This window comes from Pseudomonas sp. P1_A1, from assembly GCF_056406935.1.
Genome location: NZ_JBFTZE010000017.1, coordinates 67,657 through 81,431 on the forward strand (window position 1 = coordinate 67,657; position 13,775 = coordinate 81,431).

General features: G+C 62.4%; 10 protein-coding genes. 7 read left to right on the forward strand and 3 right to left on the reverse strand.

Annotated features, from left to right (window positions below; genetic code table 11):
- The first annotated feature begins 180 nt into the window (after window positions 1-180).
- The 6 genes from AC1D2Q_RS22415 (at window position 181) to AC1D2Q_RS22440 (ending at window position 10,023) form a co-directional block, all read left to right on the forward strand.
- On the forward strand, window positions 181-4,524 hold the full coding sequence (locus AC1D2Q_RS22415) for an Lhr family helicase (RefSeq protein WP_477814586.1): 4,344 nt from the start codon (window positions 181-183) through the stop codon (window positions 4,522-4,524).
- A gap of 144 nt (window positions 4,525-4,668) precedes the next feature.
- Window positions 4,669-5,880, forward strand: coding sequence for an MFS transporter (locus tag AC1D2Q_RS22420; protein WP_019581394.1), 1,212 nt, complete (start codon window positions 4,669-4,671; stop codon window positions 5,878-5,880).
- A 156-nt stretch (window positions 5,881-6,036) separates the two neighbouring features.
- Window positions 6,037-6,963 carry a DUF72 domain-containing protein gene (locus AC1D2Q_RS22425; RefSeq protein WP_477814587.1) on the forward strand — a complete coding sequence of 309 codons (927 nt, stop codon included), beginning with the start codon at window positions 6,037-6,039 and terminating at the stop codon, window positions 6,961-6,963.
- A complete protein-coding gene (locus tag AC1D2Q_RS22430) occupies window positions 6,960-7,757 on the forward strand; it encodes an endonuclease/exonuclease/phosphatase family protein (RefSeq protein ID WP_477814588.1) in 798 nt (265 codons plus the stop codon). Before AC1D2Q_RS22425 ends, AC1D2Q_RS22430 begins: the two co-directional genes overlap by 4 nt.
- Window positions 7,754-9,040, forward strand: a complete 1,287-nt coding sequence (gene clsB / locus AC1D2Q_RS22435) for a cardiolipin synthase ClsB (RefSeq protein WP_477814589.1) — start codon at window positions 7,754-7,756, stop codon at window positions 9,038-9,040. The genes AC1D2Q_RS22430 and clsB overlap by 4 nt, the downstream gene beginning before the upstream one ends.
- Window positions 9,037-10,023, forward strand: coding sequence for a lysylphosphatidylglycerol synthase domain-containing protein (locus AC1D2Q_RS22440; RefSeq protein ID WP_477814590.1), 987 nt, complete (start codon window positions 9,037-9,039; stop codon window positions 10,021-10,023). Before clsB ends, AC1D2Q_RS22440 begins: the two co-directional genes overlap by 4 nt.
- A 40-nt stretch (window positions 10,024-10,063) precedes the next feature.
- On the opposite strand, the gene AC1D2Q_RS22445 is transcribed toward AC1D2Q_RS22440, so the two are convergent.
- The 3 genes from AC1D2Q_RS22445 to AC1D2Q_RS22455 all read right to left on the reverse strand — a co-directional run bounded on the left by AC1D2Q_RS22445 (window position 10,064) and on the right by AC1D2Q_RS22455 (window position 13,125).
- Window positions 10,064-10,822, reverse strand: a complete 759-nt coding sequence (locus AC1D2Q_RS22445; RefSeq protein WP_019650842.1) for an alpha/beta hydrolase family protein — start codon at window positions 10,820-10,822, stop codon at window positions 10,064-10,066.
- Window positions 10,812-11,921, reverse strand: a complete 1,110-nt coding sequence (locus AC1D2Q_RS22450; RefSeq protein WP_477814591.1) for a DUF3182 family protein — start codon at window positions 11,919-11,921, stop codon at window positions 10,812-10,814. The genes AC1D2Q_RS22445 and AC1D2Q_RS22450 overlap by 11 nt, the downstream gene beginning before the upstream one ends.
- A gap of 208 nt (window positions 11,922-12,129) precedes the next feature.
- Window positions 12,130-13,125 carry a GlxA family transcriptional regulator gene (locus AC1D2Q_RS22455; protein ID WP_477814592.1) on the reverse strand — a complete coding sequence of 332 codons (996 nt, stop codon included), beginning with the start codon at window positions 13,123-13,125 and terminating at the stop codon, window positions 12,130-12,132.
- A 98-nt stretch (window positions 13,126-13,223) separates the two neighbouring features.
- Here AC1D2Q_RS22455 and AC1D2Q_RS22460 point away from each other — a divergent pair, with 98 nt between their 5' ends.
- Window positions 13,224-13,772 carry a cysteine hydrolase family protein gene (locus AC1D2Q_RS22460; RefSeq protein ID WP_477814593.1) on the forward strand — a complete coding sequence of 183 codons (549 nt, stop codon included), beginning with the start codon at window positions 13,224-13,226 and terminating at the stop codon, window positions 13,770-13,772.
- Window positions 13,773-13,775: the final 3 nt, after the last annotated feature.

Below are 13,775 nucleotides of genomic sequence, written 5' to 3' on the forward strand. Positions count from 1 at the left end.
GCGCCCGCAGGCGATGTCCTCAATAATTGCCGGAATCGTTGCATTTTGCGGGTTTAGTGCGCAACCGTCACCCGTAAAGTGTAGTTCCCGGGGATTTGTGGTGCAGCTACTGGCCTCAGGATCAACACAGAGCCTGAGCGGTACTTGCAACTTCCCGCCCCCACCCGCATAAATTGGCTCATGAACCTGCCCATCCCTGCAGACAGCGCTCTGAACGGTTTCCACCCCGCCGTCAGCGCCTGGTTCAGCAACACCTTCGCGACGGCTACCGCCGCCCAGGCCCGGGCGTGGCCGTTGATCCGCCAGCGCCGTTCAACGCTGATTGCCGCGCCCACTGGCTCCGGCAAAACCCTCACCGCGTTTCTGGCCGTACTCGACGATCTGGTCCATCGCGGCCTGGAAAACCCGGATGGCCTGCCGGACGAAACCCTGGTGGTCTACGTTTCGCCGCTCAAGGCCCTGTCCAACGACATCCGGATCAACCTGCAAAACCCGCTGGCCGGCATCACCGAGCAGTTACGCGTGATGGGCCTGCCCGACGTGCCGATCAGCACCGCCGTGCGCACCGGCGATACGCCGCAAAAAGACCGTTCGGCCATGCGCAAAACCGCGCCGCACATTCTGGTGACCACCCCGGAATCCCTTTATGTGCTGCTCGGCTCCGACTCCGGGCGGAAAATGCTCGGCACCACGCAAACGGTGATCGTCGACGAAATCCACGCCATCGCCGCCAGCAAACGCGGCAGTCACCTGGCCCTGAGCCTGGAGCGCCTGCAAGCGCTTTGCCCGCAACCGCTGGTGCGGATCGGCCTGTCCGCCACGCAAAAACCCATCGAAGCGGTGTCGCGTTTTTTGGTTGGCCGTGATCGCGCCTGCGAAATCATCGACATCGGCCATGCCCGCCCACGGGATCTCGATATCGAAGTGCCGCCCGTGCCGCTGTCGGCGGTGATGGCCAACGACGTCTGGGAGCTGGTCTATGACCGCCTCGCCGCCCTCGCCCGCGAACACCGGACCACGCTGATTTTCGTCAACACCCGGCGCCTGGCCGAACGCCTGAGCCGACACTTGAGCGAACGCCTCGGCAAAGACGCGGTGGCCGCCCACCATGGCAGCCTGGCCAAGGAATTTCGCCTGGACGCCGAGCAACGGCTCAAGCGCGGCGAGCTGCAAGTGCTGATCGCCACCGCCTCGCTGGAACTGGGGATTGATATCGGCGATGTCGACCTGGTGTGCCAGATCGCTTCGCCGCGCTCGATTGCCGGGTTTCTGCAACGGGTCGGCCGCTCCGGGCACCAGGTCGGCGGCACGCCCAAGGGCCGGTTGTTCGCCACCACCCGCGACGACCTGATCGAATGCGCCGCTTTGCTCGATTGCGTGCGCCGTGGCGAACTCGACACCTTGCTGATCCCCGAAGCGCCACTGGACGTGCTGGCCCAGCAGATCATCGCCGAGGTCAGTTGCCAGGAATGGCACGAGCAGGCGTTGCTGGAGATGCTGCGTAAAGCCTCGCCTTACGCCAAGCTCGACGAAAAGCATTATCAGGCGCTGCTGCACATGCTCGCCGAGGGCTACAACGGTCGCCAGGGCATACGTAGCGCGTACCTGCACCGGGACGCCGTAAGCCGCACCTTGCGCGGCCGTCGGGGCGCCAAGCTGACCGCCGTGACCAGCGGCGGGACGATTCCCGACAACGCCGACTACAGCGTGTTGCTGGAGCCTCAGGGGCTGAACATCGGCAGCGTCAACGAAGACTTCGCGGTCGAAAGCATCGCCGGGGATATCTTTCAGTTGGGCAATACGTCGTATCGAATCCTGCGGGTGGAAACCGGCAAGGTCCGGGTCGAAGACGCTCAGGGCCAACCGCCGACCATTCCGTTCTGGCTCGGGGAAGCACCCGGTCGCAGCGATGAACTGTCGTTCGCCGTGGCCCGCCTGCAAGCACAACTCGATGAACTGCTCGCGGCCACGCCCGGCAACTTGCAACCGGCGCTCGACTGGCTGACCGACACCCTCGGCCTGAACCTCGCCAGCGCCGAGCAACTGGTCGACTATCTGGCCCGAGCCCGCCAGCCCCTCGGTGCCTTGCCATCGCAAGACACACTGGTGATGGAGCGGTTTTTCGACGAGTCCGGCGGTACGCAGCTGATCATCCACTCACCATTCGGCAGCCGCATCAACCGCGCCTGGGGCCTGGCCCTGCGCAAGCGTTTCTGCCGCACCTTCAACTTCGAATTGCAGGCCGCCGCCAGCGAGGACGCCATCGTCCTGTCGCTATCCACCAGCCAAAGCTTCGCGCTGGAGGACGTCTGGCGCTACCTGCACAGCAACAGTGCCGAACACACCTTGATTCAAGCGGTACTCGAGGCGCCGCTGTTCGGCGTGCGCTGGCGCTGGAACGCAGGGGTCGCCTTGGCGCTACCGCGCTACAGCGGCGGCCGCAAAGTACCGCCGCAGATCCAGCGGATGAAGAGCGAAGACCTGATTGCCAGCGTGTTTCCCGATCAGATCGCCTGCGTGGAAAACCTCGCCGGCGAGCGCGAGATTCCCGACCATCCGCTGGTGGAACAAACCCTCGACGATTGCCTGCACGAGGCCATGGACAGCGAAGGCTGGCTGGCGTTGTTGCGGCGTATGGAACAGGGCGATATCCGCCTGATCAGCCGCGACTTGCCAGCGCCCTCGCCGCTGGCGGCGGAAATCCTCAGCGCCCGCCCCTACACCTTCCTCGACGACGCGCCGCTGGAAGAACGCCGCACTCAGGCGGTACTCAACCGCCGCTGGAGCGATCCGCAGTCCACCAACGACCTCGGTGCGCTGGACGCCGAGGCGATTGCCGCGGTGCGCGACGAAGCTTGGCCAACGCCAACCGGCCTCGATGAAATGCATGAGGCCTTGATGAGCCTGGCGTGCATCACCGAAAGCGAGGCCGAGGCCAACCCCAATTGGCTCGAATGGCTGAATACCCTGGCCGACAGTGGCCGCGCCAGCCGTTTGCAGATCAACGCCAAGCAATCGCTGTGGCTGCCACTGGAGCGACTGACCTGCCTGCGGGCGATTTATCCACAGGCCACGTTGTTTCCGTCGTTGGAGGCGTTGCCCGGTTTCGATGAAACCTGGGAGCCGGACGAAGCAGTCCTGGAAGTGATCCGCGCGCGGCTCAGTGCGTTTGGTCCGTTACTGCTGAAGGCGATCGCCGAACCGCTTGGATTACCGGCGACCCAAGTCACTCAGGCCCTGGCCCAACTGGAACGCGAAGGCTACGTGCTGCGCGGGCAATTCACCCCGCGCGCAGGTGAAGAAGAATGGTGCGAACGGCATTTGCTGGCGCGGATTCATCGCTACACGGTCAAACGGCTGCGACGGGAAATCGAGCCCGTGGCGTTGCAGGATTTCATGCGTTTCCTGTTCGACTGGCAGCATCTTTCCACCGCGAGCCGAGGCCAGGGCAGCGCAGTATTGCCGGCGATCATCAGCCAGTTCGAAGGCTATCCCGCCGCCGCTTCGGCGTGGGACAGCGACATTCTGCCGGCGCGGCTCAAAGACTATTCGGCGAGCTGGCTGGATGAGTTATGCCGCAGCGGCAAACTGGTCTGGACCCGCCTGACCGCGCGCAACAAGAGCACCGGCACAGCATTGCGCAGCACGCCGATTCTGCTGCTGCCGCGTAATCAGGTCGGGTTGTGGAGCAGCTTGACCGAGCAGACCCCGGCCAGCGAACTGTCGCCCAAAACACAAAAGGTCCATGCGGCGCTCAGCCAGCACGGCGCACTGTTTTTCGATGAGCTGATGCACGAGGCTCATCTGCTGCGCTCGGAACTGGAAATCGCCTTGCAGGAACTGGTCGGTGCCGGACTGGTGAACGCCGACAGTTTCGCCGGATTGCGGGCGCTGATCACCCCGGCCAGCAAACGCCAGAATCGCAGCAGCAGCCGACGCGGGCGTGGCGCGTTTGTCGGCGGGATGGACGACGCCGGGCGCTGGGCGTTGTTGCGCCGCGGTGCTGCCGCGCCGGCTGTGGATAAGCCGGTTGTGGATAAACAACGCCCGACGTCCACGCCCACAGAAACCCTGGAACACATCGCCATGACCTTACTGCGCCGTTACGGCGTGGTGTTCTGGCGCTTGCTGGAGCGCGAGGCGGACTGGTTGCCGAGTTGGCGGGAATTGCTGCGCACGTTCCATCGGCTGGAGGCCCGGGGCGAGATTCGTGGCGGGCGGTTTGTCAGTGGTTTGGCCGGTGAACAGTTTGCGCTGCCCGAGGCGATCCCGTTGCTGCGCGAAGTCAGGCGACGCCCCCATGACGGCAGTCTGATTGCGGTGTGCGGGGTGGATCCGCTGAACCTCGCCGGCACCCTGTTGCCGGGCGCGAAAGTGCCGGCGCTGGCGAGCAATCGGCTGGTGTATCGCGACGGCTTGCCGGTCGCCGCCGAAATCGCCGGCAAGCAGCAGTTCTGGCTGGAGCTGGATCAGCAATCGACTACAGAAGTACGCAACACACTGATCCGCCACTCCCCCCTGTAGGATTCAACCTCCTGTGGCGAGGTTTAATACCAGCCGTGAGATATTTGACCTGCACGCAAATATCAAATGCCCACCCCTGTATTTTTCCGCACGACCCAAACCCCGACACTGCGCTCCATCAATCAATCCACCGGAGTTGCAGCCATGCCCATTGCCTTGCTGGCGCTGACCCTCAGCGCTTTCGCCATCGGGACGACGGAGTTCGTCATCGTCGGCCTGTTACCCACCATCGGCGCCGACCTCGGCGTCAGCCTGCCGTCTGCCGGTTTGCTGGTCAGTTTGTATGCACTCGGGGTGGCCGTCGGCGCGCCGGTGCTGACCGCCCTCACCGGCAAAGTCCCGCGTAAATTGCTGCTGTTGTCGCTGATGGTGCTGTTCACCCTCGGCAACTTGTTGGCCTGGAAAGCGCCGAGCTACGAGTCGCTGATCATTGCGCGGATCGTCACCGGCCTGGCCCACGGGGTGTTTTTCTCGATTGGCTCGATCATCGCCACCAGCCTGGTGCCGAAGGAAAAAGCCGCCAGCGCGATTGCCATCATGTTCACCGGCCTGACCGTGGCGCTGGTCACTGGCGTGCCGCTGGGGACGTTTATCGGTCAGCATTTCGGCTGGCGTGAAACCTTCCTCGCGGTGTCTGCACTGGGTGTGATCGCCTTCATCGGCAGCCTGCTCTACGTGCCGAAAAACATCGCCCACAGCAAACCGGCTTCGCTGTTGCAGCAGTTGCAGGTGCTCAAGCAACCGCGCCTGTTGTTGGTGTATGCCATGACGGCGGTCGGCTACGGCGGCTCGTTCATCGCCTTCACCTTTCTGGCGCCGATTCTTCAGGACATTGCGGGCTTCAGCGCCAGCACCGTCAGCCTGGTGCTGCTGGTGTACGGCATCTCGGTAGCCGTCGGTAACATCTGGGGCGGCAAACTGGCGGACAAGCGCGGTCCGATCGGCGCCCTGAAAATCATCTTCGCCCTGCTCGCCGCCGTGCTGTTCGCACTGACCTTCACCGCCGCCAATCCATGGCTGGCCCTGGCCACTGTGCTGGTCTGGGGTGCGGTGGCGTTCGGCAACGTGCCGGGGCTGCAGGTGTATGTGGTGCGTCAGGCCGAACATCACACCCCGCATGCGGTGGACGTGGCGTCGGGCCTGAACATTGCGGCGTTCAACCTCGGCATTGCCGGTGGTGCGTGGGGCGGTGGTTTGATCGTGGCGCATATGGGCCTGATCCATACCGCGTGGATCGGTGGCCTGGTGGTGTTGGTGGCATTGGCGCTGACCGCCTGGAGTGGTCGTCTCGATCGGTTGGGCCCGGTGTATGCCGAGCCGGCTGAAGGTTCGGCCCGGATCGTCGCCGGACACTGATAGATCAAAAGATCGCAGCCTTCGGCAACTCCTGCGCGCCTGTGGGAGCTGCCGAAGGCTGCGATCTTTTCGCTTTACCGTCCGTAGCCCCGTCGAAACTTTCTCGCACGCCTGGCAGTCATCAAAAAACAGGGCTGTCCGAGGATGGGAGGCGACATGGCGGCGATTCATATCGGTATTTCAGGCTGGCGCTACACGCCCTGGCGGGGAGGCTTCTACCCGAAGGGGCTGACCCACAAACGCGAATTGCAATTCGCGTCGCGGGCGGTCAACAGCATCGAAATCAATGGATCGTTCTACGCCCTGCAACGCCCCGAACGTTACGCCCAGTGGTACGCCGAAACCCCGCCAGGTTTCGTGTTCAGCGTCAAGGCGCCGCGCTTCATCACCCACATCAAGCGCTTGCGGGAGATCCATAAACCCCTGGCGAATTTCTTCGCCTCCGGGGTGCTGGAGCTCAAGGAAAAACTCGGCCCGATCCTTTGGCAGTTCCCGCCCAGCTTCAAATTCGATCCGGAGCTGTTCGAACACTTTCTTGAACAACTGCCCCACGACACCGAACAGGCCGCCGCCCTCGCCCGCCAGCACGAACCACGGCTGAACGGTCACGCCAGCATGAAGGCCTACGGCAAAAAACCGGTGCGCCATGCCGTGGAAATTCGCCACGAAAGTTTCGTCGATCCGGCCTTCGTCCGGCTGCTCAAACGCTACAACACCGCGTTGGTGATTGCCGACACCGCCGGCAAATGGCCGTACCGCGAAGACCTCACCAGCGATTTCGTCTACCTGCGCCTGCACGGCGCCGAAGAACTCTACGCCAGCGGTTACACCCCTCAAGCACTGCAACGCTGGGGCGAGCGGATCGAGGCCTGGCATCACGGCCAGCAACCGGCAGATCCGCAATTAATCGCGCCCCGGCAAAAACCCAAGACTCGCAAATCCCGGGAAGTGTTCTGCTATTTCGATAACGACATCAAAGTCCGCGCGCCCTTCGATGCCCGCCGCCTGCTTGAGCGTTTGCATCTCGATAAAGACCTAGTCACTGCCCCTGGCGAGCCGGTTGCCGAAGGAGCGCTGCCATGAGCATTCCCGAACCGGTCAGCGGAACGGATGAACAGCAACCCCTCATCAATGCCGTGAGCCGCTTCACCGTGCTGACGGTCAACACCCACAAGGGGTTCACCGCACTCAATCGGCGCTTCATCCTGCCCGAGCTGCGCGATGCGGTGCGCAGTGTGTCCGCCGATGTGGTGTTTTTGCAAGAGGTCCACGGCACCCACGAACAGCATCCCCAGCGCTACAACAATTGGCCGGCGATGCCCCAGTACGAATTCCTTGCCGACACCCTGTGGCCGCAATTCGCCTACGGGCGCAACGCGGTCTACCCGGCGGGCGATCACGGTAATGCACTGTTGTCGAAATTCCAGATCATTCGCCACGACAACCTCGACGTGTCCATCAGCGGCCATGAAAACCGTGGAATCCTGCATTGCGTGTTGCGGATGCCCGGCGACGGCCGGGAAGTGCATGCCATTTGCGTCCATCTGGGGCTGCGCGAAAGCCACCGGACGGCACAGCTCAAGCTGCTGATCCGACGCCTGGAAGAGTTACCGCAAGATGCCCCGGTGGTCGTCGCCGGCGACTTCAACGACTGGCGCCAGCGCGCCGATGCGTTGCTCAAGCCTTGCGGTTTGCGTGAGGTCTTTGCCGAGCGGCATGGCAAACCGGCGCGCAGTTTCCCCGCGCGTTTGCCGGCGTTACGCCTGGACCGCATCTACGTGCGCCATCTCAAGGCCAGCCATCCGCAAGTACTGGCGGCACGCCCCTGGTCACACCTTTCCGACCATGCACCGCTATCGGTGGAGATCGAGCTATGAGCAGCCCATCGGTGGAAGAAACCACGGTCGAACGCATCTCCACACCACCCCCCGTGCGCGAGCCTGCGGTGACTGAGGTTGAGTACGGCTGGCACGGTAACAACCGCGTCCAATTGCTGGAAAACGGCGAGGAGTACTTTCCACGGGTGTTTGAAGTACTGCGCCAGGCCCAGAGTGAAATCCTGCTGGAAACCTTCATTGTGTTCGAAGACAAAGTCGGCAACGAACTTCAGCAGATCCTGATTGAAGCAGCGCAACGCGGCGTACGCATCACCGTCAGCCTCGACGGTTTTGGCTGTGGCGAACTGAGCACGGAGTTCCTCGCCGCCCTGAGCAATGCCGGGGTGCGCCTGCAAATATTCGACCCGGCCCCGCGACACCTGGGCATCCGCACCAACTGGTTCCGCCGCCTGCATCGCAAGATTGTGGTGGTCGACGGCACGATTGCGTTCCTCGGCGGAATCAACTTTTCCGCCGACCATCTGGCCGACTTCGGCCCCGAGGCCAAGCAGGATTATTCGGTTGAAGTGCAAGGCCCGGCGGTGGCCGATATTCATCATTTCGCCCTGCTAAAAGGCGGTCGACCGGCTCGGGCCAAATACTGGTGGCAACGCCGCCGGCAGCGGCACGCTGAACTGGCGGTCAACGATCATGACGGTCAGGTGCGGCTGGTGTATCGCGACAACGCAGAACACCCAAAAGATATCGAAGAGGTGTATTTGCAGGTGCTGCGCAGTGCCCGGCGTCGCGTGGTGATCGCCAATGCCTACTTCTTTCCAGGCTATCGGCTGCTGCGCGAGATCCGCAATGCGGCCCGCCGCGGGGTCGAGGTGCGCCTGATTCTTCAGGGACAACCGGACCTGCGGGTGGCCAGACTCGCCGCGCGCATGACCTACGATTACCTGCTGCGGGCCGGGGTGTTGATCTACGAATATTGCGACCGCCCACTGCATGGCAAAGTCGCCCTGGTCGACGAGGACTGGAGCACCGTCGGCTCAAGCAATCTCGACCCGCTGAGCCTGTCCCTGAACCTGGAAGCCAACGTGCTGATCCGCGACCGTGTCTTCAACCGCGATCTGTACGAACGTCTCGACGAATTGAGCAGCAACCATTGCAAGGTCATGTCGGTGGACACAGCCCCTCGCGGGCGGATCTGGCACATGACCATCGGCTTTCTGGTGTTCCACTTCCTGCGGCATTTCCCGGCATGGGCCGGTTGGCTGCCGGCGCATAAACCGCGCCTGAAACCCTTTATCCATCCACCCGGGAGCGCCAAGGCATGAGCCATTCCGAAGCGCAGCCTGCGCCGCACTCCGACACGCCGGGCAAACACCACTGGCACCGCTGGAAAAGGCCGCTGACGATGCTGTTTTTCCTGGCGCTGATCGTTTTGTTCACGATGCTCGCCCAGCGCATCGAATGGAACGAAGTGTTCGATACCCTGGCTGATTTCAAAGTGCGTACGTTGATCATTGCGTCGGGTGTGACCCTGGCAAGTTTTCTGGTCTATGCCTGCTTTGACCTGATCGGGCGCACCTACATCCGGCAGGACCTGACCTGGCGGCAGATCCTCCCGGTGGGGATCATCAGCTATGCCTTCAACCTCAACCTGAGCGCCTGGGTCGGCGGCGTCGCCATGCGTTATCGGCTGTATTCGCGGCTCGGCGTGAGCAAAGGCAACATCGCAAAAATCCTCGGGCTGAGCCTGGCAACCAACTGGTTCGGCTACATGGTAATTGCCGGCGCGGTGTTCAGCAGCGGCCTGATGCGAATGCCGCCGGGCTGGAAAGTGAGCAGCAATGCACTGCAAGACGTGGGGATTTTGTTGCTGCTGTTGAGCATGGGATATCTGGCGGCCTGCCGGTATTCCAGGCGCCGGAAATGGTCGGTTCGCGGCGTGGATATCATTCTGCCGTCGCTGCGCATGGCAATCCTGCAACTGGCCCTCGGCGCACTGAACTGGGCGCTGATGGCGGCGGTGATCTTCACGTTGCTGCCGAGCAAACTGGACTATCCGCTGGTGCTTGGTGTATTGCTGATCAGCGCCATTGCCGGGGTCATCACCCATATCCCGGCCGGGCTCGGTGTGTTGGAGGCGGTGTTCGTGGCGCTGCTGCAGCACGAGGTGTCACGGGGCAGCCTGGTGGCGGGGTTGATCGCTTATCGGGCGATCTATTTCATTCTGCCGCTGCTGATAACCGTGGTGATGTACCTGGTGGTGGAAGCCAAGGCCAAGTCGTTGCGGATCTCGAAGAAACCTCAGTGAGCGGTCGCATCCACGAATGATCGCAAGACCACCACATCTCTCAACTCGATTGAATGATGCTCAACCGCTCACCCACCACCATCTCGGTGATCCAGCCCACCAGGATCGAGGTGTACGCCTGTTGCGAAACCGGGTCGCTCAAGGCGTGATCGGCACCGTCGATGATCCGGTGGGTCAGCGAGTGGGTCTGCTGACACGCGGCGCGGTAACTCATGATCGTCGCGTGGGGCACATAGGCATCGGTCTCGGACTCCACCAGCAACACATCCCCGGTAAATTGCGAGCAGGCGTGCAACGCGCGATTGCTGTCGGCGCGCACCAGCGTGCCGCGATAGTCGCGCAAGTCGGCTTTGTCCAACTCACGCTTGGGTGTGTGCCACAAGTCGTCGCGATACAGCGCCGGCACCCGCAGCGCCAACCAGCGCACCGGACGCAACGTCGTCAGGATCGCCGCCAGATAACCGCCATAACTGGTGCCGACCACCGCGATCGCGGAGGTGTCGAGCGCCGGGTGGGAGAGCAAGCGGTCGTAGGCCGCCAGCAGGTCGCGCAGGTTATCTTCGCGGGAGACCCGGGACAACGGAATGCCAGTTCCGCCGGTATGGCCACGCAAGTCGAACGTCAGGCACACACAGCCCAACCCGGCAATGCCTTTGGCGCGCTCCAGGTCGCGCTCCTGACTACCGCCCCAACCGTGGACAAATAGCACACCCGGAACTTTCGATTTGGGGCTGAGGAAGGTCCCGCTCATCTGTTCATCGTCGATGTCGATCTGAATGGTTTCGCTTCTAGCCGTCATAGGATTTGACCGTTACGTACTTGAGAAGAAAGTCACTGTGTTCCGCCGGCCCGCGGTACACCTCGATGGCGTTCGCCGGCAGCGTTTGATCGCTATAGATTTCGACCGAGGACACGCGAATCGCACGCAGGCCGGGGTCGTTGACGAAGCTCTGCAACGCCGCGACTTCGGCGCTGCTGGCACCGCCCAAACGCCAGGATTGTTCGAGCACGCCGCTGCGTTGTCGACCGTTGCAATCCAGCCCCTGGGCGATGTCGTAGTTGCGCCGCGAAGCATAGAAACCGGGGTAGGCCTCATCCGCCGCACTGTCGAATACCTGTGCCTGCTGGATCGCCAGCCTCACCTCATCCGGCAGTTCCAGCGCCAGCAGGTCCTCGTAATAACCCTGCACCACCAACAGGTTGGACCCTCCATAAACCTGCTCGCCCTGAGCGTCCTCGGTCAAGTATTGATCACCGCAATAACTCAGCACTTTGTCGCCGACGAAGCTTTGGCCGACGCTGTGGGTGATCACCTCGGTCAAGTCCTGCTCCAGCACCACGCCTTCGGTGAACAGTGCCTTGGCATCGGGGCGAGCGAGGATGGCGTCGAACTGGTCGATGCTCTTGATCACTTCCTGACCGCGCCCGGCGCAGGCGTGAATAGGCTTGATGCGGATCGGGCCGCTGTAGAGCAGGTGTTCCGCTGCCGGGCGCGCATCGTCCTGGGAGAACACGCTGAGGCCGTCGAGCACGACGCTGCGCACCCGTTCGGAAAACAACGGCGACCAGCCTTCAGGCGCGAACGCATAGCGGTTCAACAAGCCATGACTGATGGCTTTGGTGCAGATGAAATCATGGTCGACGTAACCGCCCCACAAATCCTCCGGCCCTTTGACGCCCAGCCGCCGGGCGGTAGCGGCGCCCACCAGCGTCTGGGTCGGCAACAGATAAAGGTCACGGTTGCTGTGCAATTGGGGGTCGTAACTGCCGCCGTATTCGAGCCCGACGATCTGCGCCAGCCAGCGGGCCAGGGCGCGATTGGTTTCGACTTCGTGCAGTGGAGCATCGGGCCGTACCGAATGGGCGAGTACCAGTTTCTTGCGACTTGTTGGGGTCATGGGGTCCCCTTCAATCTGCGTTGGATAAATGTAGCTGGAGGGGTGCAGGGATCAGGCCAATGGCGGCTGATGAAGAACGACTGTTAAATCAGCCGGTTGCCCAGACAGTAATGGCATTACGCCTGTTTGATTCTGCACGACGCCCTTCAGGACTCAGGTATTTTGCACGACTCAAACCTCCCACATTTTTTGATCTGGTGTGCTCTGGCTACCGGGCCACCACGACTGGCGGCGTCACGCCAAACCGCGTCCGGTAATCACTCGGCGCCAGCCCGGTAATCTTTTTGAACGTCGCCCGAAAAGCACTCGGGTCCTGATAACCCACGGTCCAGGCAATGTGATCAATGGTGCCATTGGTGAATTCGAGCATCTCGCGCGCCTTGCCGACGCGTAGGTGCTGGCAGTACTCGGTGGGTTTCAACCCGGTTGCCGCGCGGAATCGCCGCAAGAAGGTGCGCTCTTCCAGCCCCGCCCGTTCGGCCATTGCCGCCAGCGAGACATCGACCGCCCCGGTGCTTTGCAGCCAATGCTGGACCTTGAGAATCGAGGCATCACCATGGCTGAGAATCGGTGAAAAATTACTGCCGCATTCGCTCGCGCTGTCGCTGTGCTCCACCACCAGAAAGCGTGCCGTGCTAGTGGCAATGCTCGGCCCCAGCAAGCGGTTCACCAGCCGTAACCCCAGCTCTGACCAGGCCATCAGCCCGGCGGTGGTAATCAGATCGCCGTCATCGACGATGGGCGTGTCAGCCTTGAGCTTGATCGCCGGGTAACGCTCGGCGAAGGCTTTGGCCGAGGTCCAATGAGTGGTGGCGCTACGGCCGTCGAGCAGGCCGCTTTCAGCCAACAGGATCGAGCCCACGCAAACCCCGCCCAACGTCGCGCCGTTGGCGTGTTGCTGACGAATCCAGCGGATCAGCCCTTGCGATGCCTGGCCCTCGGCAAAGCCGCCAATCGACGGCGGGATCAACACCGCGACCAACGCTTCGGCCGGGCCGGGTTGACTGTCATAGACCCGCTCTGGCACCTGATCGCCCTCGACCCGCCAATGACTGCCCCGTAACAACGGCAATTGCGCCGTCTGATGCTCGGCGGCAATTCGGTTGGCCACCCCGAACAGATCCGTCAGCCCATGCACCGCCGCCATCTGCGCGCCGGGATAGATCAGCACGCCCAATTCGACGACTGCCCTTTCTACGCCCATTGTCAGTTTTCCCCCTTCTATTGTCGGTGCGGCCAATCCTCGGACGGCCTGCAGAACCTGATACTTGAATCACCAACAAGCACTTCGAGGAAACACTCATGGCCAAGCAAGCACTCATCGTAGTCGATATCCAGAACGACTACTTCCCTCAGGGCAAGTGGCCTTTGACAGGCGCCGATGCCTCCGCAGACAACGCTGCACGGCTGATCCAGGCCTTTCGCGAGGCCGGTGACGCGGTGGTACACATCCGCCACGAATTCACCTCCGACGCCGCGCCGTTCTTCACCCCGGGCTCCGACGGCGCGAAGCTGCACCCCAAAGTCCTCAACCGCGCCGATGAACCGGTGGTGCTCAAGCACTTCGTCAACTCGTTCCGCGAAACCGAGCTCAAGGCCATCCTCGACCAGCAAGGTATCGAACACCTGGTGGTCGTCGGCAGCATGAGCCACATGTGCATCGACGGCGTCACTCGTGCCGCAGCGGACTTCGGCTATACGGTCACGGTGATCCACGACGCCTGTGCCACCCTCGACCTGGAGTTCAACGGCGTTACCGTCCCGGCCGCACACGTTCACGCCGCCTTCATGTCAGCCCTGAGTTTCGCCTATGCCAGCGTGGTGTCCACCGATGACTTTCTGGCTGGTTAGATG

Excerpts from the sequence above, each read along its gene's own strand:
- AC1D2Q_RS22415 (WP_477814586.1), top strand. The coding sequence starts at position 181 with ATGAACCTGCCCATCCCTGCAGACAGCGCTCTGAACGGTTTCCACCCC.
- AC1D2Q_RS22460 (WP_477814593.1), top strand. The coding sequence starts at position 13,224 with ATGGCCAAGCAAGCACTCATCGTAGTCGATATCCAGAACGACTACTTC.
- AC1D2Q_RS22440 (WP_477814590.1), top strand. The coding sequence starts at position 9,037 with ATGAGCCATTCCGAAGCGCAGCCTGCGCCGCACTCCGACACGCCGGGC.
- AC1D2Q_RS22445 (WP_019650842.1), bottom strand. The coding sequence starts at position 10,822 with ATGACGGCTAGAAGCGAAACCATTCAGATCGACATCGACGATGAACAG.
- AC1D2Q_RS22425 (WP_477814587.1), top strand. The coding sequence starts at position 6,037 with ATGGCGGCGATTCATATCGGTATTTCAGGCTGGCGCTACACGCCCTGG.
- AC1D2Q_RS22455 (WP_477814592.1), bottom strand. The coding sequence starts at position 13,125 with ATGGGCGTAGAAAGGGCAGTCGTCGAATTGGGCGTGCTGATCTATCCC.
- AC1D2Q_RS22430 (WP_477814588.1), top strand. The coding sequence starts at position 6,960 with ATGAGCATTCCCGAACCGGTCAGCGGAACGGATGAACAGCAACCCCTC.
- AC1D2Q_RS22450 (WP_477814591.1), bottom strand. The coding sequence starts at position 11,921 with ATGACCCCAACAAGTCGCAAGAAACTGGTACTCGCCCATTCGGTACGG.
- clsB (WP_477814589.1), top strand. The coding sequence starts at position 7,754 with ATGAGCAGCCCATCGGTGGAAGAAACCACGGTCGAACGCATCTCCACA.
- AC1D2Q_RS22420 (WP_019581394.1), top strand. The coding sequence starts at position 4,669 with ATGCCCATTGCCTTGCTGGCGCTGACCCTCAGCGCTTTCGCCATCGGG.